The sequence below is a fragment of the Streptomyces rectiviolaceus genome, from assembly GCF_039533825.1.
GTDB lineage: Bacteria > Actinomycetota > Actinomycetes > Streptomycetales > Streptomycetaceae > Streptomyces > Streptomyces rectiviolaceus.
Genome location: NZ_BAAAUG010000047.1, coordinates 1 through 20,345, shown reverse-complemented (window position 1 = coordinate 20,345; position 20,345 = coordinate 1). Strand labels below are relative to the sequence as shown.

The 20,345-nt window shown below is 69.8% G+C and carries 19 protein-coding genes; 1 reads left to right on the top strand and 18 read right to left on the bottom strand.

The window, feature by feature from the left end:
• From ABD378_RS16545 to pyrR, 14 genes are all read right to left on the bottom strand, one after another.
• Positions 1–2,007: primosomal protein N' (locus ABD378_RS16545; RefSeq protein ID WP_344521674.1), on the bottom strand; the 2,007-nt coding region annotated here is incomplete at its 3' end.
• A 122-nt stretch (positions 2,008–2,129) separates the two neighbouring features.
• Positions 2,130–3,338 carry a methionine adenosyltransferase gene (gene metK / locus ABD378_RS16540; RefSeq protein WP_344521673.1) on the bottom strand — a complete coding sequence of 403 codons (1,209 nt, stop codon included), beginning with the start codon at positions 3,336–3,338 and terminating at the stop codon, positions 2,130–2,132.
• Between the two features lie 313 nt (positions 3,339–3,651).
• Positions 3,652–4,863, bottom strand: coding sequence for a bifunctional phosphopantothenoylcysteine decarboxylase/phosphopantothenate--cysteine ligase CoaBC (gene coaBC / locus ABD378_RS16535; RefSeq protein WP_344521672.1), 1,212 nt, complete (start codon positions 4,861–4,863; stop codon positions 3,652–3,654).
• A 118-nt stretch (positions 4,864–4,981) separates the two neighbouring features.
• On the bottom strand, positions 4,982–5,254 hold the full coding sequence (gene rpoZ, locus ABD378_RS16530; protein ID WP_005319902.1) for a DNA-directed RNA polymerase subunit omega: 273 nt from the start codon (positions 5,252–5,254) through the stop codon (positions 4,982–4,984).
• Positions 5,255–5,326: 72 nt separating this feature from the next.
• Positions 5,327–5,920, bottom strand: coding sequence for a guanylate kinase (gene gmk, locus ABD378_RS16525; protein WP_344521671.1), 594 nt, complete (start codon positions 5,918–5,920; stop codon positions 5,327–5,329).
• 38 nt (positions 5,921–5,958) lie between these two features.
• On the bottom strand, positions 5,959–6,282 hold the full coding sequence (locus ABD378_RS16520; RefSeq protein ID WP_005319887.1) for an integration host factor: 324 nt from the start codon (positions 6,280–6,282) through the stop codon (positions 5,959–5,961).
• Positions 6,283–6,569: 287 nt separating this feature from the next.
• Entirely contained in the window at positions 6,570–7,415 is an 846-nt protein-coding gene (gene pyrF, locus ABD378_RS16515) for an orotidine-5'-phosphate decarboxylase (protein ID WP_344521670.1), read from the bottom strand.
• Positions 7,412–8,518: a quinone-dependent dihydroorotate dehydrogenase gene (locus tag ABD378_RS16510; protein WP_344521669.1), complete on the bottom strand. Its 1,107-nt coding sequence runs from the start codon at positions 8,516–8,518 to the stop codon at positions 7,412–7,414. The genes pyrF and ABD378_RS16510 overlap by 4 nt, the downstream gene beginning before the upstream one ends.
• A 54-nt stretch (positions 8,519–8,572) precedes the next feature.
• Entirely contained in the window at positions 8,573–11,881 is a 3,309-nt protein-coding gene (gene carB / locus ABD378_RS16505) for a carbamoyl-phosphate synthase large subunit (protein ID WP_344521668.1), read from the bottom strand.
• Positions 11,874–13,025 (bottom strand): glutamine-hydrolyzing carbamoyl-phosphate synthase small subunit, encoded by a 1,152-nt coding sequence (carA, locus tag ABD378_RS16500; RefSeq protein ID WP_344521667.1) that lies wholly within the window; start codon positions 13,023–13,025, stop codon positions 11,874–11,876. Before carA ends, carB begins: the two co-directional genes overlap by 8 nt.
• Positions 13,022–13,615 carry a PH-like domain-containing protein gene (locus ABD378_RS16495; protein ID WP_344521666.1) on the bottom strand — a complete coding sequence of 198 codons (594 nt, stop codon included), beginning with the start codon at positions 13,613–13,615 and terminating at the stop codon, positions 13,022–13,024. Before ABD378_RS16495 ends, carA begins: the two co-directional genes overlap by 4 nt.
• Positions 13,612–14,898 (bottom strand): dihydroorotase, encoded by a 1,287-nt coding sequence (locus ABD378_RS16490; RefSeq protein WP_344521665.1) that lies wholly within the window; start codon positions 14,896–14,898, stop codon positions 13,612–13,614. Before ABD378_RS16490 ends, ABD378_RS16495 begins: the two co-directional genes overlap by 4 nt.
• Positions 14,899–14,901: 3 nt before the next feature.
• Complete coding sequence (locus ABD378_RS16485; RefSeq protein ID WP_344521675.1) at positions 14,902–15,888, bottom strand: aspartate carbamoyltransferase catalytic subunit; 987 nt, start codon at positions 15,886–15,888, stop codon at positions 14,902–14,904.
• 82 nt (positions 15,889–15,970) lie between these two features.
• Positions 15,971–16,543 (bottom strand): bifunctional pyr operon transcriptional regulator/uracil phosphoribosyltransferase PyrR, encoded by a 573-nt coding sequence (gene pyrR / locus ABD378_RS16480; RefSeq protein WP_344521664.1) that lies wholly within the window; start codon positions 16,541–16,543, stop codon positions 15,971–15,973.
• A 198-nt stretch (positions 16,544–16,741) separates the two neighbouring features.
• On the opposite strand from pyrR, the gene bldD reads away from it, so the two are divergent.
• Positions 16,742–17,242 (top strand): transcriptional regulator BldD, encoded by a 501-nt coding sequence (gene bldD, locus ABD378_RS16475; RefSeq protein ID WP_249591133.1) that lies wholly within the window; start codon positions 16,742–16,744, stop codon positions 17,240–17,242.
• Positions 17,243–17,417: 175 nt separating this feature from the next.
• Here the strand turns inward: bldD and nusB are convergent, their stop codons facing one another.
• The 4 genes from nusB to ABD378_RS16455 form a co-directional block, all read right to left on the bottom strand.
• Positions 17,418–17,852: a transcription antitermination factor NusB gene (gene nusB, locus ABD378_RS16470; RefSeq protein ID WP_344521663.1), complete on the bottom strand. Its 435-nt coding sequence runs from the start codon at positions 17,850–17,852 to the stop codon at positions 17,418–17,420.
• 2 nt (positions 17,853–17,854) lie between these two features.
• Positions 17,855–18,421 carry an elongation factor P gene (efp, locus tag ABD378_RS16465; RefSeq protein ID WP_344521662.1) on the bottom strand — a complete coding sequence of 189 codons (567 nt, stop codon included), beginning with the start codon at positions 18,419–18,421 and terminating at the stop codon, positions 17,855–17,857.
• Between the two features lie 58 nt (positions 18,422–18,479).
• Complete coding sequence (locus ABD378_RS16460; protein WP_344521661.1) at positions 18,480–19,586, bottom strand: M24 family metallopeptidase; 1,107 nt, start codon at positions 19,584–19,586, stop codon at positions 18,480–18,482.
• A gap of 77 nt (positions 19,587–19,663) precedes the next feature.
• Positions 19,664–20,345, bottom strand: a 682-nt coding sequence (locus ABD378_RS16455) for an AAA family ATPase (protein WP_344521660.1), incomplete at its 5' end; no start/stop codon positions are given.

Below are 20,345 nucleotides of genomic sequence, written 5' to 3'. Positions count from 1 at the left end.
CCGCTCCCCGACGGGCGCCGCCCCGGCCCGGCGTGCGGGCCCGGGCGCCGCGTCCGGCACGGGGACCGGCCCCAACACCACCGCGTCCCCCGGAAGTTCGGCCGCGGCAAGGAACCCGGAGAGCGCCTCCGCGGTCCCCGCCACCGAGGCCATCCGCGACACGGGCGGAAACCCCAACTCGGCCCGGTCCGCGAGTTCCCGCACCGCGTGCCCCACGGGATCCCACCGCACAAGCGCCTGCACGGGCCGCAGGGTCGGCTCGGCGACGACCACCACGGTCCCGCCCGCCCCCTGCGGCCGCACCAGCGAAGAGGCGCTGATCCACCGACGCAGCGCATCCTCCCCGGCCCGCAGATCGGGCCGCCCCAGCATGGCCCACCCGTCGAGCAACAGGGCGGCGGCATAGCCGCCCTCGGCGACAGGCTCCGCCCCCGGAGTGCTCACCACCAGCGCAGGCGTTCCCGCCACAGTGTCAAGAACCTGCTCCCGCCCCGACGTTCGCACCGGCACCGCCGGAAACGCCCGCCCCAGCTCCTCGGCCGTCCGCCGCGCCCCCACCACCTGCGCGCGCAGCCGGAACCCCCCGCACTCACCGCAGTGCCAGGCGCCTTCCTCCACCCCGCACCAGCCACACCACAGCCCGCCGCCGTCCCGCGCCTCCAACGGCCCCGCACAGTGCCGGCACCGCGCGGGCTCCCGGCACCTCTCGCACGCGAGCCGGGGCACATATCCCCGCCGGGGCACCTGCACAAGCACAGGACCGTGCTTCAGCCCCTCCCGCACCACGTTCCAGGCAAGTGTCGGAAGCCGCGCGGCGCGAGCCGCCTCGTCCCGGGCGAGGTCCGTGTCCCCCACGGTCCGTACGAGCGGCGCGGCCCCCCGCACCTGCTCGCGATCGGCGACCAGCGGCGCCGCCCACCCACTCTCCACAAGCTGCGCGGCTTCGACCGTGCAACTCCAACTCCCCAACAAAAACCCGCACTTGTCCCGCGAGGCCCGAAGCTCAAGCACTTCGCGCACATGCGGGAAGGGAGCGTTGTCGTCGCTGTGACTGGCATCGCCGTCATCCCAGATCACGACAAGCCCAAGATTCCGCACGGGCGCGAACATGGCGGCCCGCGTGCCCACGACGGCCCGCACGGCGCCGCGCCGCACCGAGAGCCATTCCCTGTACCGCCGCTCCTGCCCCACATCGGCGGTGAGCAGAGCATGCTGCCCCGCCCCCATGAGCTCAGTCAGCGCCGCATCGACCCTCGCGGCGGGTCGCCCGGCAGGCACCACGACAAGGGCTCCCCGCCCCGAGGCAAGAGTCGCCTGCACGGCTCGGGCGATCTCCTCGGCCCACTCCGGCCCGGGAAGGGCGGTCCACACAGCCCGAGGCGCACCCCCCGAGGCAAGCGCCCCCAGGAACTCCGCCCCATGCCCGTACCGCCGCCAGGACCCCGCCTCAGGCGCGGCCGGAGGCGCCGCAGCCTCCCCCGCCGCCCGCGCCTCGGCCCGGGCGTGCCGAGGCGGAACGGCCAGCTGCAGCACATCGGCAAGGCTGCCCGCATACCGATCGGCCACGGCCCGCGCCAACCCGAGCAACTCACCGTCGAGCACGGGCTCAGGCGAAACGACCTGAGCCAGAGCGGCCAGGGGCCCTGAGTAGTCCGACTCGGCAACCCGCTCGACGAGAAACCCGTCGATCAACCCCCCACCCTCACGCCGCCCGCCCCGCACATTCCGCGCCCCGGCCCCGAACCGCACCCGAACCCGCACTCCGGGCTGAGCCTGCTCGTCCAGCTCCTCGGGCACCGCGTAGTCGAAGTACCGATCAAGATGCAGCACGCCTTTGTCGACCAGCACCCGAGCCACGGGCAGACTCTTCGCCAAGGCGGCCCCCCGCCACGTCCGCGGCTTGGCCCGCGGCACATCGGCCTTGCGCACCGCTTCCCGAATGAGCGCAAGCTGCTCCGGAGGCTCGGCCCCGCCCGCCCCCTCAGATTTCTGGTTCTCGCTGCTCACAGCAGCATTCCTACCAGACCCCACTGACACGGCCGCGAGCCCCGGATCCACCACGGCACGACGAAGCCCGGTGCCCCCGAGGGGGCACCGGGCTTCGTCAGAACTCGCCGGTCGAGGGAGCCTTACAGCCCCGCGGCCTTCCGCAACGCGTCCACGCGGTCCGTCCGCTCCCACGTGAAGTCGGGGATGGCCCGGCCGAAGTGGCCGTACGCCGCGGTCTGCGCGTAGATCGGGCGCAGCAGGTCCAGGTCGCGGATGATCGCGGCCGGGCGCAGGTCGAAGACCTCGGCGATGGCCGCCTCGATCTTGTCGGTGTCGACCGTGGCCGTGCCGAACGTCTCCACGAAGAGGCCCACCGGCTCGGCCTTGCCGATCGCGTACGCGACCTGGACCTCGCAGCGGGCCGCGAGGCCTGCGGCGACGACGTTCTTGGCGACCCAGCGCATCGCGTACGCGGCCGAGCGGTCGACCTTGGACGGGTCCTTGCCGGAGAAGGCGCCGCCGCCGTGGCGGGCCATGCCGCCGTACGTGTCAATGATGATCTTGCGGCCGGTGAGGCCGGCGTCGCCCATCGGGCCGCCGATCTCGAAGCGTCCTGTCGGGTTGACCAGGAGGCGGTAGCCATCGGTGTCGAGCTTGATGCCATCCTCGAGGAGCGCCTTCAGCTCGGGCTCGACCACGAACTCCCGGATGTCGGGGGCAAGGAGCGAGTCCAGGTCGATGTCCGACGCGTGCTGCGAGGAGACCACGACCGTGTCGAGGCGGACGGCCTTGTCGCCGTCGTACTCGATGGTGACCTGGGTCTTGCCGTCGGGGCGCAGGTACGGGATGGTCCCGTTCTTGCGGACCTCGGACAGGCGGCGCGAGAGACGGTGCGCGAGGTGGATCGGGAGCGGCATCAGCTCCGGCGTCTCGTCGCAGGCGTAGCCGAACATCAGGCCCTGGTCGCCCGCGCCCTGCTTGTCGAGCTCGTCCTCATCGCCTTCGACACGCTTTTCGTACGCCGTGTCGACGCCCTGCGCGATGTCGGGGGACTGCGAGCCGATGGACACCGAGACGCCACAGGAGGCGCCGTCGAAGCCCTTCTTCGAGGAGTCGTAACCGATCTCGAGGATCTTCTCGCGGACCAGCTGCGCGATCGGCGCGTACGCCTTGGTCGTCACTTCGCCGGCCACGTGCACCAGGCCGGTGGTGATCAAGGTCTCCACGGCGACCCGGGACTTCGGGTCCTCCCGCAGAAGTGCGTCGAGAATGGTGTCGCTGATCTGGTCAGCGATCTTGTCGGGGTGACCCTCGGTCACAGACTCCGAGGTGAAGAGACGGCGGGACACATCGCTCCCTGTGGTTGCAGCGGCTGCTGGCTGATCATTGGCAGACGCGCCGAGAGCTGCGCTCGGCGTCGTCCGTGACCAGTTTATCGGTCACACTCGTCCGCCGGACCACATGTCTCGCCACTTGGGAGCCCTGTGACCTGCGGCACTGCATTGTGCGATACGACGATCGGTCTCCACCAGAGGGCCTCACGCCCGAATTTCCCGGGTTTGAGGCGCCCAGTGGGGCGAATGTGACATTCGCACCCAGGATTCCACCTCTGTTCTGCTGAGGCTCGACCGGGATCTTCTTCTGGGGGTCACCCCTATTTTTTCAGGAATTCTTCGGCAGGCGTTCAGCCACGAGATCCCAGACGGTGTCCGCGAGCGCTTCCTTGGGTCCGTACGGCACGGGGGTCTCGCTGCCGTCCGCGCCGAGCACGACCGCCTCGTTCTCCTCGGAGCCGAACGTCTTGCGCTCGCCCACTTCGTTGACGACGAGCAGGTCGCAGCCCTTGCGTTCGAGCTTGGCGCGGCCGTTGGCGAGGACGTCGTCCGTCTCGGCGGCGAAGCCGACGACGACCTGGCCGGGGCGCGGCCGGTCGCCCGCGATCTCGGCGAGGATGTCGGGGTTGCGGACGAGGGCGATCGGGGGCTGCTCCTGGCCGTCCTTCTTCTTGATCTTTCCGGTCGCGTACGTCTGAGGGCGGAAATCGGCCACGGCCGCGGCCATCACCACGGCGTCGGCGTCCGCCGAGGCCTTCAGGATCGCCTCGCGGAGCTGCACGGCCGTGCCGACGGGCACGACGTCGACACCCGCCGGTTCCGGCAGCGCCGCGTTCGCCGACACGAGCGTGACCCGGGCGCCCCGCGCCGCCGCGCTGCGGGCCAGCGCGTAGCCCTGCTTGCCGGAGGAGCGGTTGCCCAGGAAGCGGACCGGGTCGAGCGGCTCGCGCGTCCCGCCCGCGCTGACGACGACATGCCGCCCCGTGAGATCGCGGGCCAGGTCTCCGCGCGCCAGGACACGGCGTACGACCTCGAAGAGCTCCAGGGGATCGGGGAAGCGGCCCTTGCCCGTGTCCACGCCGGTGAGGCGGCCGACGGCGGGCTCGATGACCAGGGCGCCGCGGCGGCGCAGCGTGGCGACGTTCTCCTGCGTGGCCGGGTGTTCCCACATCTCCGTGTGCATGGCGGGCGCGAAGATCACCGGACAGCGGGCGGTGAGGAGCGTGTTCGTCAGGAGGTCGTCGGCGAGGCCGTGGGCCGCCTTCGCCATCATGTCGGCCGTCGCCGGGGCGACGATGACGACGTCGGCGGACTGGCCGATCCGCACGTGCGGCACCTCGTGGACGGAGTCCCACACCTCGGTCGAGACGGGGTTGCCGGACAGCGCCGACCAGGTCGCGGCCCCCACGAACTGCAGCGCCGAATCGGTCGGTACGACGCGTACGTCGTGGCCCGACTCGGTCAGCCGCCGCAGCAGCTCACAGGCCTTGTACGCGGCGATACCGCCGCTGACCCCCAGAACGACCTTGGGCTTGCCCACCGTGCCTCCCCGCACTTGTGATCCCCGCACTCGGGAACGTACGACTCCATGACACACCACAGGCCCGGCAGTCGCGCTGCCGGGCCTGTGGTGAAGAACTGCAGATGAAGAACTGCGACTACTGAGCCGGGCCCTCGATGGCCTCGGACGTCAGCAGACCCGCGTTGATCTCGCGGAGCGCGATCGAGAGCGGCTTCTCGTGGACGTGCGTGTCCACCAGCGGGCCGACGTACTCCAGCAGGCCCTCACCGAGCTGCGAGTAGTACGCGTTGATCTGGCGCGCGCGCTTGGCGGCGTAGATCACGAGGCTGTACTTCGAGTCGGTCGCTTCGAGGAGCTCATCAATCGGCGGGTTGATGATGCCCTCGGGCGCAGTGATGGAAGAGGACACTCTCTGCCTTCCGATGGGGATTGACCTTCGAATGGAAATTGAAGGCCAAACCGGGGTTACTGAGGATGAAGATCAAACAACTTTCATCAAGGCTAGCAGCTCACGCGCTACATCCTCGACGGAGGTATTGACCAGGGTCGTGTGGAACTCGGCCTCGGCAGCGAGTTCGATCTTCGCCGCGGCGAGCCTGCGCTCGATCACCTCGGGCGCCTCGGTCCCCCGGCCGGTGAGCCGGCGGACCAGCTCCTCCCAGCTCGGCGGGGCGAGGAAGACCAGCTGCGCCTCGGACATCGACTCGCGGACCAGGCGCGCGCCCTGCAGATCGATCTCCAGGAGGACAGGCTCGCCCGCCTCCAGGCGCTCGATGACGGCACCCCGGGGCGTGCCGTAGCGGTTGCCCGCGAACTCAGCCCACTCGAGCAGCTCGCCGTTGGCGATCAGCTTGTCCATTTCTTCGTCGGAGACGAAGAAATAGTGGACACCGTCCTTCTCGCCGGGGCGCGGCTTCCGAGTGGTGGCCGAGACCGAGAGCCAGACCTCGGGGTGTTCTTTGCGCATATGAGCGACGACCGTGCTCTTGCCGACCCCGGAGGGGCCGGAGAGCACGGTCAGCCGCGGACGTACGTCCGGGGGCACGGGGGTCGTCCCCCGGGATGTTGCAGCCATGCAGCGATTATCCAGGTTCTCAGGAGTGCCTGAGAACGTCAGGCAGCGCCACCGCCGAACTCACGCTCCAAGGAGGCGATCTGGTTGGAGCCGAGACCGCGCACACGGCGGCTCTCGGAGATGCCAAGACGCTCCATGATCTGCTTGGCGCGGACCTTGCCCACGCCGGGCAGTGACTCCAGGAGAGCGGAGACCTTCATCTTGCCGATGACATCGTTCTCCTGGCCCTGCTTGATGACCTCGTGAAGCGAGGCACCGGAGTGCTTGAGTCGATTCTTGACCTCGGCCCGCTCCCGGCGAGCCGCGGCGGCCTTTTCGAGCGCGGCTGCGCGCTGTTCAGGGGTAAGGGGCGGAAGAGCCACGCCTACGTCACCTCGGATGTCGAACTGTCGGATACGGACCGGTGAGGAACCTAGTCGCCCCACACCTGGTGAGCAACGTGCAACGCACTTGCCCGTTCGCTCTCGTCGGAGACTAGCGGGCATGGCCGCCGGAGTCAGCGAGAACAGACGAAAAGTCCTGGTCAGCCTCTGCCGAGGTGTACATTTCGGGCATTTCACCCCGGATTTGGCCTGGTGAGCCATCAAGGAAACGTAAGGACGTGGCCGGACACGTCCTTCGAAGGCGGAAAAACACCCTCAGGACAACCTCAGGCCGAGGCGACGGCCTCACGGATCTCGTCCGCGAAGCGGCTCGCCGCGACGCGCAGCCCCTCCACGTCGGGCCCGTGCCGCAGGACACCCCGGCTGACGCTCGGCACGACATTGCGTACGGCGTCCCCGAAGACACCCGGCAGATCCGCCGGAGTGGCGCCCTGCGCCCCGATGCCGGGGGCGAGCAGCGGACCGTTGATCGCGAGGTCGTACGAGGACAGGTCCCCCAGCGTGGCCCCGACGACGGCGCCGAAGGACCCCAGGGGCTCCGCGCCTGCGTTCTCGGCCGCCAGGTGCCCAAGGATCGTCGCGCCGATCGTGCGGCCGTCCTCGCGCACCGCGTGCTGCACCTCGGCGCCCTCGGGGTTGGAGGTGAGCGCGAGCACGAAGAGGCCGGTGCCGTTCTCGCGCGCCAGGTCCACGGCGGGCTTCAGCGAGCCGTAGCCGAGGTAGGGCGAGACCGTGAGGGCGTCGCTGAACAGCGGCGAGTCCTTGTGCAGGAAGGTCTCCGCGTACGCGGCCATGGTCGAGCCGATGTCGCCGCGCTTGGCGTCCATGACCACCAGGGCGCCGGCCGCGCGCAGCTCCTGGACCGCCTTCTCCAGTACGGCGATGCCGCGCGAGCCGAAGCGCTCGAAGAACGCGCTTTGCGGCTTGAACACCGCGACGCTCCCTGCGAGCGCCTCGACGACGGTCCCGGTGAACCGCTCCAGGCCCGCGACGTCGTCGTTCAGGCCCCAGGCGGACAGCAGGGACGCGTGCGGGTCGATGCCGACGCAGAGGGGCCCTCGCTCGTCCATGGCGTGGCGCAGGCGCGTACCGAAGGGTTCGAGGGCACTCATGCGGATTTCCTTACGTCGGCGCCGACGGCCTCGGCGAGGGTGGCGTACGAGCTGGTCCGAAGGCGGGCGGCGAGCCCCTTGTGGATCGCGCGGCCCCAGAAGGGCCCTTCGTAGATGAACGCGCTGTAGCCCTGCACCAGGGTGGCGCCCGCGAGGATCCGCTGCCAGGCGTCCTCGGCGTTCTCGATGCCGCCGACGCCCACGAGCGTGATGCGGTCGCCCACGCGCGCGTAGAGGCGGCGCAGGACCTCCAGGGAGCGCTCCTTGAGGGGCGCTCCGGACAAGCCGCCGGTCTCTCCGTAGAGCGAAGGTTCGGATTGCAAACCGAGGCTCTCGCGCGCGATGGTCGTGTTCGTGGCGATGATGCCGTCCAGACCGAGCTCGACGGCCAGGTCGGCGACCGCGTCGATGTCCTCGTCCGCCAGGTCGGGGGCGATCTTCACGAGCAGCGGCACGCGCCGCCCGGTGACGCTCCGGTCGGCCGCCTCGCGTACGGCGGTGAGGAGCGGGCGCAGCGACTCCGTGGCCTGGAGGTTGCGCAGGCCGGGGGTGTTCGGGGACGACACGTTCACCACGAGGTAGTCGGCGTGGACGGCGAGCCGCTCGGCCGACTTCACGTAGTCGGCGGCGGCCTCCTCCTCGGGGACGACCTTGGTCTTGCCGATGTTCACGCCCACGACCGTCTTGAAGACGGCCTTGCGGGCGCCCAGGCGCTCGGCGACGGCCGCCGAGCCCTCGTTGTTGAATCCCATGCGGTTGATCAGCGCCCGGTCCTTGACGAGGCGGAAGAGCCGCTGCTTGGGGTTGCCGGGCTGCGGCTCCCCCGTGACGGTGCCGATCTCGATGTGGTCGAAGCCCAGCATCGACATGCCGTCGATCGCGACGGCGTTCTTGTCGAAGCCCGCGGCGAGCCCGAAGGGACCGTGCATCCGCAGCCCGAAGGCCTCGGTGCGCAGCTCCTTGTGGCGCGGCGCGAGCACGGCCGCGACGAAGGTGCGCAGCACGGGGACGCGGGCCGCGAGCCGGATCCAGCGGAAGGCCATGTAGTGGGCCTGCTCCGGGTCCATGCGCTTGAAGAGGAGGTTGAAGAAAAGCTTGTACATGTACGTGTCCTCAGCAGAAGGGGGACACCGGATCGGTGTCCCCCTGGTGGGCTGCTAGTCGCGGGCCGCGGTCAGATGCTCCGCGTGTTCCTGGAGTGAACGGACACCCACGTCCCCGTGGTTGAGCGCGTCGATGCCCTGGACGGCGGCGGCGAGCGCCTGGACCGTCGTCAGGCAGGGCACGGAGCGGGAGACCGCCGCCGTACGGATGTCGTAGCCGTCGAGGCGGCCACCCGTGCCGTAGGGGGTGTTGACGATGAGGTCGACCGCGCCGTCGTGGATCAGCTGGACGATCGTCTTCTCGCCGTTCGGGCCCTCGCCCTCGCTCTGCTTGCGCACGATCGTGGCGTTGATGCCGTTGCGCTTGAGCACCTCGGCCGTGCCGGACGTGGCGAGCAACTCGAAGCCGTGCGCGACCAGTTCACGCGCCGGGAAGATCATCGAGCGCTTGTCGCGGTTGGCTACCGAGATGAAGGCGCGCCCCTTCGTCGGCAGCGGACCGTACGCGCCCGCCTGCGACTTGGCGTACGCCGTGCCGAACACCGAGTCGATGCCCATGACTTCACCGGTGGAGCGCATCTCCGGGCCGAGGACGGTGTCGACGCCACGGCCGTGGATGTCGCGGAAGCGGCTCCACGGCATGACGGCTTCCTTCACCGAGATCGGCGCGTCCATCGGCAGCGTGCCGCCGTCGCCGGTCGCCGGGAGCATGCCCTCGGCGCGCAGCTCGGCGACGGTCGCGCCGAGCGAGATGCGCGCGGCGGCCTTGGCCAGCGGCACCGCGGTCGCCTTCGAGGTGAAGGGGACGGTGCGCGAGGCACGCGGGTTGGCCTCAAGGACGTACAGGATGTCCCCGGCCATCGCGAACTGGATGTTGATGAGCCCGCGGACGCCGACGCCCTTGGCGATCGCCTCGGTGGAGATCCGCAGCCGCTTGATGTCGAAGCCGCCGAGCGTGATCGGGGGCAGCGCGCAGGCGGAGTCACCGGAGTGGATCCCGGCCTCCTCGATGTGCTCCATGACGCCGCCGAGGTAGAGCTCCTCGCCGTCGTAGAGCGCGTCCACGTCGATCTCGATCGCGTCGTCCAGGAAGCGGTCGACGAGCACAGGACGCGAGGGGCTGATCTCGGTCGACTCCTCGATGTACGCGGAGAGGCGGGTCTCGTCGTACACGATCTCCATGCCGCGGCCGCCGAGCACGTACGACGGGCGTACGAGGACGGGGTAGCCGATCTCGTCGGCGATGGCCTTGGCCTCGGCGAAGGTGGTGGCGGTGCCGTGCTTGGGCGCCGGGAGACCGGCCTCCGCGAGCACGCGCCCGAAGGCGCCGCGGTCCTCGGCGGCGTGGATGGCCTCGGGCGGGGTGCCCACGACCGGGACGCCGTTGTCCTTGAGCGCCTGCGCGAGGCCGAGCGGGGTCTGGCCGCCGAGCTGGACGATGACGCCCGCGATCGGCCCTGCCTGCGCCTCGGCGTTGACGATCTCCAGGACGTCTTCGAGCGTCAGCGGCTCGAAGTACAGGCGGTCCGAGGTGTCGTAGTCCGTCGAGACGGTCTCCGGGTTGCAGTTGACCATCACGGTCTCGTAGCCCGCGTCGCTCAGCGCGAAGGAGGCGTGGACACAGGAGTAGTCGAACTCGATGCCCTGGCCGATGCGGTTGGGGCCCGAGCCCAGGATGATGACCGCGGGCTTCTCGCGCTTGGCGACCTCGTTCTCCTCGTCGTACGAGGAGTAGAAGTACGGCGTCTTCGCGGCGAACTCGGCGGCGCAGGTGTCGACCGTCTTGTAGACGGGGCGGACGCCGAGCGCGTGCCGGACCTCGCGGACGACGTCCTCGCGCAGGCCGCGGATCTCGCCGATCTGGGCGTCCGAGAAGCCGTGCCGCTTGGCCTCGGCCAGCAGATCGGTGTCCAGGCGCTCGGCGGCGGTCAGCTCGTCCGCGATCTCCTTGATCAGGAAGAGCTGGTCGACGAACCACGGGTCGATCTTCGTGGACTCGAAGACCTCTTCCGGGGTGGCGCCCGCGCGGATGGCCTGCATGACGGTGTTGATGCGCCCGTCGGTCGGCCGGACGGCCTCATCCAGAAGAAGAGCCTTGTCACCGGGCTCGCCCACGAAGGTGAACTGCGAGCCCTTCTTCTCCAGGGACCGCAGCGCCTTCTGCAGCGCCTCGGTGAAGTTGCGGCCGATCGCCATGGCCTCGCCGACCGACTTCATGGTGGTCGTCAGGGTCGAGTCCGCCGAGGGGAACTTCTCGAAGGCGAAACGCGGGGCCTTGACCACTACGTAGTCGAGGGTCGGCTCGAAGGAGGCCGGGGTCTTCTCGGTGATGTCGTTCGGGATCTCGTCCAGCGTGTAGCCGACGGCCAGCTTCGCTGCGATCTTCGCGATCGGGAAGCCGGTGGCCTTCGATGCGAGCGCGGAGGACCGCGAGACACGCGGGTTCATCTCGATGACGATGACCCGGCCGTCCGTCGGGTCGATGGCGAACTGGATGTTGCAGCCGCCGGTGTCGACGCCGACCTCGCGGATGATCGCGATGCCGACGTCACGCAGGGTCTGGTACTCGCGGTCGGTCAGCGTCATCGCGGGCGCGACGGTGATCGAGTCGCCGGTGTGCACGCCCATCGGGTCGAAGTTCTCGATGGAGCAGACGACCACGACGTTGTCGTTCTTGTCGCGCATCAACTCAAGCTCGTACTCCTTCCAGCCGAGGATGGACTCCTCCAGGAGCACCTCGGTGGTCGGCGAGAGCGTGAGGCCCTGCCCGGCGATGCGGCGCAGCTCCTCCTCGTCGTGCGCGAAGCCGGAACCGGCGCCGCCCATGGTGAAGGAGGGGCGGACGACTACGGGGTAGCCGCCGAGCTCGTCGACGCCCTTGAGGACGTCGTCCATGGAGTGGCAGATGTACGAGCGGGCGGACTCGCCGTGGCCGATCTTCTTGTTGACCTCTTCGACGACGCCCTTGAAGAGGTCGCGGTCCTCGCCCTTGTTGATGGCCTCGACGTTGGCGCCGATGAGCTCGACGCCGTACTTCTCCAGGACGCCCTGCTCGTGCATGGAGATCGCGGTGTTGAGCGCGGTCTGGCCACCGAGGGTGGGCAGGAGCGCGTCGGGGCGCTCCTTGGCGATGATCTTCTCGACGAACTCGGGGGTGATCGGCTCGACGTAGGTCGCGTCGGCGATCTCCGGGTCGGTCATGATCGTCGCCGGGTTCGAGTTCACCAGGATGACGCGCAGGCCCTCGGCCTTGAGCACGCGGCAGGCCTGGGTGCCGGAGTAGTCGAACTCCGCTGCCTGGCCGATGACGATCGGGCCGGAGCCGATGACCAGGACGGACTGGATATCGGAGCGCTTAGGCACGCTGGGCTCCTTCTGCGGTCATCAGGGATACGAAACGGTCGAAGAGGTACGCGGCGTCGTGCGGGCCCGCGGCGGCTTCGGGGTGGTACTGGACGCTGAACGCGGGCTGGTCGAGGAGCTGGAGCCCCTCCACCACCTGGTCGTTGAGGCACACGTGGGAGACCTCGGCACGTCCGTAGGGAGTGTCGGAGACCTTGTCGAGCGGCGCGTCGACGGCGAAGCCGTGATTGTGCGCGGTGACCTCGACCTTGCCGGTCGTGCGGTCCTGCACGGGCTGGTTGATGCCGCGGTGGCCGTACTTCAGCTTGTACGTCCCGAAACCGAGCGCACGGCCGAGGATCTGGTTGCCGAAGCAGATGCCGAAGAGCGGGGTCCTGCGCTCCAGGACGGCCCGCATGACGGCGACAGGGCCGTCCGCGGTCGCCGGGTCGCCGGGACCGTTGGAGAAGAACACGCCGTCGGGCTCGACCGCGTAGATGTCCTCGACGGTCGCGGTCGCGGGCAGGACGTGCACCTCGATCCCGCGCTCGGCCATGCGGTGCGGGGTCATGCCCTTGATGCCGAGGTCGACGGCGGCGACGGTGAAGCGCTTCTCGCCGATCGCGGGGACGACGTACGTCTCCTTGGTGGCGACCTCCGCGGCGAGGTTCGAGCCCTTCATCTCGGGCTGCTGGCGGACCTCGGCGAGCATCACGCCCTCGTCGGGGAGCGCGCTGCCGGAGAAGATCCCGACGCGCATCGCGCCGCGCTCGCGCAGGTGGCGGGTGAGCGCACGCGTGTCGATGCCGCTGATGCCCACGACGCCCTGGTTGACGAGTTCCTCGTCGAGCGTGCGCTGGGAGCGCCAGTTGGACGGCACGCGCGCGGGGTCCCGCACGACGTAACCGGCGACCCAGATCCGCTTCGACTCGGGGTCCTCGTCGTTCACGCCCGTGTTGCCGACGTGCGGGGACGTCATGACGACGACCTGACGGTGGTACGAGGGGTCGGTGAGGGTCTCCTGGTAGCCGGTCATGCCGGTGGAGAACACCGCTTCGCCGAAGGTCTCCCCCACGGCCCCGTAGGCGCGGCCGCGGAAGATGCGGCCGTCCTCCAGGACGAGTACGGCGGGAACCTTGCTGGCTCCCCTGGTGGAGGTCGTCATCGTGCGGTGCCTTCCGTAGTGCTGGTGTTGATCATGTTGTTGATGGCCTCGACCCAGTCCGCCTGTTCGGCGGCGTGGTCCGAGCGGAAGCCCGAGTCGATCAGCTTCTCGCCGTGCTCCCACGTGACGATCAGCAGACCGCCCTCCGCGAGGACCTTCCCGGCGATGCCCTTGTCGAGGCGGGCCTCACGCAGCTGTGCGGCCGGGACGAAGAAGTCGACCGCCCCGGGGCGTACGACATCGAGGCCCGCGTCCGTGAGCGTCAGCTCCACGCGGCTGCGGGTACCGAGGCCGTGCGCCACGATGCGGTCGAGCCACTGCCCTGCCGTGGTCGAGCCGTGGTAGCGACCGCTGAGCTCAAGTTTCGCCGGGCCCGGCCCGGTCGGCGCGCTGGGCAGCTCGGGCAGGTCGCCCTGGAGCGTGCCGCGCCACTTCCAGCCCTCGCGCATCAGCCAGTAGACGAGCGCGATGAAGAGCAGAAGGCCGACGACCCAGCCCGCGCGTGCGGCCCAGTCCGTCACGTCCGCCGACTTCTTCTCGGCGGCGATGGTGGCGGCGCTTCCTGCGGCGGCAGAGATCAGAGATGTCACGCGAGCTTCCCGTCGACGACCGTGGCGCGGCCCCGCAGCCACGTGTGCGTCACGCGGCCGGGCAGCTCACGGCCCTCGTAGGGGGTGTTGCCGCTGCGGGAGGCGAAGCCCGCCGGGTCCACGACACCACGGTAAGCCGGATCGAGGAGCGTGAGGTTCGCGGGCTCACCTGCCGAGACGGGGCGTCCGTGGCCCTTGGCCTGCCCGATCTCGGCGGGCTTGACGGACATCCGGTCGGCGACCGCGGCCCAGGTCAGCAGGCCCGTCTCGACCATCGTCTGCTGGACGACGGAGAGCGCGGTCTCCAGGCCCACCATGCCCATGGCGGCCGCGGCCCACTCGCAGTCCTTGTCCTCGTGCGGGTGCGGGGCGTGGTCCGTGGCGACGATGTCGATGGTGCCGTCGGCCAGGGCCTCGCGCAGCGCCATGACGTCGCGCTCGGTGCGCAGCGGCGGGTTGACCTTGTAGACCGGGTTGTACGAGCGGACCATCTCGTCGGTCAGGAGCAGGTGGTGCGGGGTGACCTCGGCGGTCACGTCGATGCCGCGCGACTTGGCCCAGCGCACGATCTCGACCGAACCGGCGGTCGACAGGTGGCAGATGTGCACCCGCGAGCCGACGTGCTCGGCGAGCAGCACGTCACGCGCGATGATCGACTCCTCGGCGACGGCGGGCCAGCCGCCGAGGCCCAGCTCGGCGGAGACGACGCCCTCGTTCATCTGGGCGCCCTCGGTCAGGCGCGGCTCCTGCGCGTGCTGGGCGACGACTCCGCCGAACGCCTTCACGTACTCCAGGGCGCGCCGCATCATCACGGCGTCGTCGACGCACTTGCCGTCGTCGGAGAAGACGGTGACACCGGCCGCGGACTCGTGCATGGCGCCGAGCTCGGCGAGCTTCTTGCCCTCCAGGCCGACGGTGACGGCGCCGATCGGCTGGACGTCCGCGTATCCGCCTTCCTGGCCGAGCCGGTAGACCTGCTCGACGACGCCGGCGGTGTCGGCGACGGGGAAGGTGTTGGCCATGGCGAACACGGCGGTGTAGCCGCCGGAGGCGGCGGCGCGCGTGCCGGTCAGGACGGTCTCGGAGTCCTCGCGGCCGGGCTCGCGCAGGTGGGTGTGCAGGTCGACGAGGCCCGGCAGCAGGATCTTGCCGTCGGCCTCGACGACGGTCGCGTCGCCCGCTTCGATGCCGGCGCCCACCTCGACGATGGTCTCGCCGTCGATCAGGACGTCCTGGGGCTCGCCGCCAAGGACCTTCGCACCACGGATCAGGGTCTTGCTCATGTCTTACTTCTCCTCGGAACCGGTGGGGCGGGTGTGGGTGACGGCGGGTTCGTTCCCGCCCAGGAGCAGGTAGAGAACGGCCATCCGGGTGTGGACGCCGTTGGCGACCTGCTCGATGACCGTGCAGCGGTCGGAGTCGGCGACCTCGGCGGTGATCTCCATGCCGCGCACCATCGGCCCGGGGTGCATCACGATGGCGTGCTCGGGCATCTTCGCCATGCGCTCGCCGTCAAGGCCGTAGCGACGCGAGTACTCGCGCTCGGTCGGGAAGAACGCGGCGTTCATGCGCTCGCGCTGCACGCGCAGCATCATCACGGCGTCGGACTTCGGGAGCACCCGGTCCAGGTCGTACGACACGTCGCAGGGCCAGCTTTCGACGCCGACCGGCACGAGCGTGGGCGGGGCGACCAGGGTGACCTCGGCGCCCAGGGTGTGCAGGAGGTCGACGTTCGAGCGCGCGACGCGGCTGTGCAGGACGTCGCCGACGAGCGTGATGCTCTTGCCGCTCAGGTCCTTGCCCAGGCCCGCGTCCCTGCCGACGAGACGGCGCCGCATGGTGAAGGCGTCGAGCAGCGCCTGGGTGGGGTGCTGGTGGGTGCCGTCGCCCGCGTTGATCACCGGGGCGTCGATCCAGCCGGAGGTGGCGAGCCGGTAGGGGGCGCCGGACGCGCCGTGCCGGATGACGACGGCGTCGACGCCCATCGCCTCCAGGGTCTGGGCGGTGTCCTTCAGGGACTCGCCCTTGGAGACGCTGGATCCCTTGGCGGCGAAGTTGATGACGTCGGCGGAGAGGCGCTTCTCGGCGGCCTCGAAGGAGATCCGGGTCCGGGTCGAGTCCTCGAAGAACAGATTGCAGATCGTGCGGCCGCGCAGGGCCGGAAGCTTCTTGATCGGCCGGTCGGCGACCCGGGCCATCTCCTCGGCGGTGTCGAGGATGAGAACGGCGTCGTCGCGGGTGAGGTCGGCGGCCGAGATGAGGTGTCGCATCATCTGGGTGTACTCCGTCATGTGGAGGTGTGCGGGCACGCGGGCGCGCAGGGGTGTGCCCCGGTGCCCGTGGGGGAAGCCGGTCCTACGCGGAAGCGGGCTTGGCGCCGAGCAGCACGGCGTCGCGGCCGTCCTCCTCGGCGAGCTGGACCTTGACCGTCTCCCGCAGCGACGTGGGGAGGTTCTTGCCGACGTAGTCGGCGCGGATCGGAAGTTCGCGGTGGCCTCGGTCGACGAGGACGGCGAGCTGCACCGCGCGCGGGCGGCCGATGTCGTTCAGGCCGTCGAGGGCTGCGCGGATGGTGCGGCCGGAGAAGAGCACGTCGTCGACGAGGACGACGAGGCGGCCGTCGATGCCGTCACCGGGGATCTCGGTGCGGGCGAGTGCGCGCGGCGGATGCATGCGCAGATCGTCGCGGTACATCGTGATGTCGAGTGAGCCAACCGGGATAGTGCGTCCGGTGATTTCTTCGAGCTTCTCGGCGAGTCGCCGGGCGAGGAAGACGCCACGGGTGGGAATGCCGAGCAGCACCACGTCGTCGGCGCCTTTGGCGCGCTCGACGATCTCGTGCGCGATACGGGTCAACACCCGTGCGATGTCCGGGCCTTCGAGCACGGGCCGGGCGACATCGGGTTCATTCGTGTCGTGCGAGTCCATATGAAACGGACCTCCTTCTCCGCCTCACGGGACGGACCTTAAAGGACGTCGAAATTGCGCCATCCACGCTACCAGCAATGGCAACACCGCCGGTCACGACCCCCCTCGGAGGGGTCGGTACGGACCATTCGGCTTGACGCACCCAAGTAACGCTGCGTAACCTCACAGTGAGTTACCGTTCTTCGTCCGGGGAGCTATATGTCCAGCGAATACGCCAAACAGCTCGGGGCCAAGCTCCGCGCCATCCGTACCCAGCAGGGCCTTTCCCTCCACGGCGTCGAGGAGAAGTCCCAGGGACGCTGGAAGGCGGTCGTGGTCGGTTCGTACGAACGCGGCGACCGCGCCGTGACCGTACAGCGCCTTGCCGAGCTGGCGGACTTCTACGGCGTCCCGGTCCAGGAGCTGCTGCCAGGCACCGCTCCGGGCGGTGCGGCCGAGCCGCCGCCCAAGCTCGTGCTCGATCTTGAGCGCCTCGCGCACGTCCCGCAGGAGAAGGCAGGCCCGCTGCAGCGGTATGCCGCCACGATCCAGTCGCAGCGCGGTGACTACAACGGCAAGGTGCTCTCGATCCGCCAGGACGACCTGCGCACCCTCGCCGTGATCTATGACCAGTCGCCCTCGGTTCTCACCGAGCAGCTGATCAGCTGGGGCGTCCTGGACGCGGACGCGCGCCGCGCCGTCGCCCACGACGACGTCTGATCCCTCAAGCGAGAGCTGAGCAGAAACGTAACGCCGGGGTGGCCGGAACCGATCGGTTCCGGCCGTTCTGCGTACGTGTGAGCCCTCGGGACGCCCCAGAGGCCCCAGGGAGCCCCGGAGTACGCCAGAGGGCCCGCAGCGTGTCGCTGCGGGCCCTCTGAGCGGCAGGGGAGGCTTACGCCTCGTCGCGGCGCAGACTCGGCTTCAGGTCCTTGAACCGGCCGAGCAGGCCGTTCACGAAGGACGGCGAGTCGTCCGTGGAGAACTCCTTGGCGAGCTGCACGGCCTCGTCGATCACCACGGCGTCCGGCGTCGCGTCGACCCAGATCAGCTCGTAGGCACCGAGCCGCAGGATGTTGCGGTCGACGACCGGCATCCTGTCCAGGGTCCACCCGACGGCGTACTGCGAGATCAGCTCGTCGATGTGACGCGCGTGCTGCGCGTACCCCTCGACCAGCTCCATCGTGAACTCGCTCACCGGCGGCTGCCGGGTATCGGTCCGCGAGTGGCGCACCCAGTCCGCGAGGACCGTCACTACATCTGCGCCACGCTGGTCGGCCTCGAAAAGGATCTGGAAGGCGCGCTTGCGGGCCGTATTACGAGCAGCCACGGTTAGCTGTTCACCCGGCCGAGGTAGCCGCTGTCACGGGTGTCGACCTTGATCTTCTCGCCGGTGGTGATGAAGAGCGGCACCTGGATCTGGTGGCCGGTCTCCAGCGTCGCGGGCTTGGTGCCGCCGGTGGAGCGGTCGCCCTGGACGCCGGGCTCGGTCTCCTGGATGACCAGCTCGACGGCGGCCGGCAGCTCGACGAAGAGGACTTCGCCCTCGTGCTGCGCGACGGAGGCCGTGAAGCCCTCGATCAGGAAGTTGGCGGCGTCACCGACGGACTTGCGGTCGACGTGCAGCTGGTCGTACGTCTCCATGTCCATGAAGACGAAGTAGTCGCCGTCCATGTAGGAGAACTGCATGTCGCGCTTGTCGATCGTCGCCGTGTCGACCTTGACGCCGGCGTTGAAGGTCTTGTCGACCACCTTGCCGGACATCACGTTCTTGAGCTTGGTGCGCACAAAGGCAGGGCCCTTGCCGGGCTTGACGTGCTGGAACTCGACGACGGACCAGAGCTGGCCCCCGTCGAGCTTGAGCACCAGGCCGTTCTTGAGGTCGTTCGTGGAAGCCACGGTTGCGGAATCTCCTGGACTGACGTGGACGACCCCGGCGCACGCGCATAGCTCGAGGCTAGAGCGCGAGCAGCTCCTTGGTCGTAATGGTGAGTAGCTCGGGTCCGCCGTCCGCCTCGGGGCGCACGACGAGCGTGTCATCGATCCGGACACCACCCCGTCCCGGGATGTGAACCCCCGGTTCGACGGTGACCGGCACGCAGGCGTCCAGTTTACCCATGGCTGCGGGCGCCAACTGCGGGTCCTCGTCGATTTCGAGCCCCAGACCGTGTCCCATCAGCGGAGCTAGACCATCCGCATACCCCGCGGAGTCCAGTACATGCCGTGCCGCGCGGTCGATGTCGCGGTAGGCGGCGCCCGGTGTGAGAGCCTCCCTGCCCGCCCGCTGAGCGGCGAAGACGAGGTCGTACAGCTCGATCTGCCAATCCGCGGGAGACGTACCGATGACGAACGTACGCCCGATCTCGCAACGATAACCTCGATAGCTGGCCCCCAGGCACACGGAGAGGAAATCCCCTTCCTCCACCCGCCGGTCCGAGGGCCTGTGACCTCCGCGGCCGGAGTTCGGCCCGGTGCCTACCGAGGTCGGGAAGGCGGGCCCGTCCGCGCCGTGATCGACGAGGCGGCGCTCCAGCTCGAGGGCGAGATGACGTTCCGTGCGCCCCACGAGAATGGATTCGAGCAGTTCGCCCAGCGCCTGGTCGGCGATCTCGGAACCGATCCGCAGGCAGGAGATCTCCTCCTCGTCCTTGACGAGCCGCAGCTGTTCGACCGCTCCCCCGAGATCCGTGAGCCGCAGCCGCGGCGCGACGGAACCCAGCGCGCGATGGCGGGCGACGGTGAGGTCGTGCTCCTCCACGGCGAGCGAATCCGCACCCTGCGCGGCCACGAGATCGGCCCCCGCGACGGCCGGATCCCCGCCGGAAGTGTCGAGCAACTGCACCCGCAGCCCCTCGTCGGGCCGCCCCTCGCCCTGCTCGTCGCCCAGCGGCCTGCCGCACAGCAGCAGATCCTCGGCCCTGCCGAGCAGGAGCACCGCGCCCTGCGGCGCCGCCCCCGCGAGATACCGCACGTTGGCGGGGCGGGACACCAACGCCGACGCGCTGCCGCCCGCGGCACAACGCTCCCTCAGCCGCTCACGGCGGGCCGCGTACACCTCTGACATGGGACGAGCCTATGAGCGGCGGCGCCGGACGGCCCGTTCAGCGCACCCGACCGAGCGGCCCGCGACCTACCACTGCGCTACCACTGCGGCGGGCTCGCGATGGAGCGGGCGAGGACGTCGTCCAGGACCCGGGCCGTGGCGGGCACGTCCAGCTGGGAGTTGTCGATGATGGGCAGGCCCGAGCCGTACCAGCCGGCCATGCGGCCGTGGATGCGGGCCACTTCCTCGTCCGTGAGACGGCGGTTTCCGCTGCGCTCCGCGTTGCGCTCCAGGACGATCTCCAGGCCGGGCAGCAGGACCACCGGCAGCAGCCCTGGACCCACGTGGCGCTTCCAGCCGCCGAGGCCGACGACCGGGCGGTCGGGGAAGACCGCGTCGTCGAGGATGCACGAGATGCCGTTGGCCAGGAAGTTCCGCGCGGCGAAGCCGCAGGTGCGGCGGGCCAGGCGGTACTGCGCCTCGGAGTGGTCGTTCCAACCGGACTGGGGGTCCGCGAAACCCGAGCACACCCATTCCCGGACGTCGTCGAGGCTGATGTGGGCGGTCGGCACCCGGCGGTGCTCCGCCCAGAACTTGGCGACGCTCGTCTTGCCCGCGCCCGCGGGGCCGATCAGGAGGACGGCGAGCGTGGTGGCACCGGTGTCCGCCTGGGCGGTGCCGGGCGGCGGGCTCGGCATGGCGACGGGGCCGCCGGGCGGGAGCTGGATGTGCCCCGTCGTGTCCGGGGTCGGGGGCACGGGGGCGCCGGGGACATGGCCG

What these genes read in the sequence shown, in the direction of transcription:
- ABD378_RS16510 (WP_344521669.1), bottom strand. Translation starts at nt 8,518, where the DNA reads ATGTACAAGCTTTTCTTCAACCTCCTCTTCAAGCGCATGGACCCGGAG.
- carA (WP_344521667.1), bottom strand. Translation starts at nt 13,025, where the DNA reads ATGACGACCTCCACCAGGGGAGCCAGCAAGGTTCCCGCCGTACTCGTC.
- bldD (WP_249591133.1), top strand. Translation starts at nt 16,742, where the DNA reads ATGTCCAGCGAATACGCCAAACAGCTCGGGGCCAAGCTCCGCGCCATC.
- pyrR (WP_344521664.1), bottom strand. Translation starts at nt 16,543, where the DNA reads ATGGACTCGCACGACACGAATGAACCCGATGTCGCCCGGCCCGTGCTC.
- pyrF (WP_344521670.1), bottom strand. Translation starts at nt 7,415, where the DNA reads ATGAGTGCCCTCGAACCCTTCGGTACGCGCCTGCGCCACGCCATGGAC.
- ABD378_RS16490 (WP_344521665.1), bottom strand. Translation starts at nt 14,898, where the DNA reads ATGAGCAAGACCCTGATCCGTGGTGCGAAGGTCCTTGGCGGCGAGCCC.
- ABD378_RS16460 (WP_344521661.1), bottom strand. Translation starts at nt 19,586, where the DNA reads ATGTCAGAGGTGTACGCGGCCCGCCGTGAGCGGCTGAGGGAGCGTTGT.
- gmk (WP_344521671.1), bottom strand. Translation starts at nt 5,920, where the DNA reads ATGGCTGCAACATCCCGGGGGACGACCCCCGTGCCCCCGGACGTACGT.
- ABD378_RS16485 (WP_344521675.1), bottom strand. Translation starts at nt 15,888, where the DNA reads ATGATGCGACACCTCATCTCGGCCGCCGACCTCACCCGCGACGACGCC.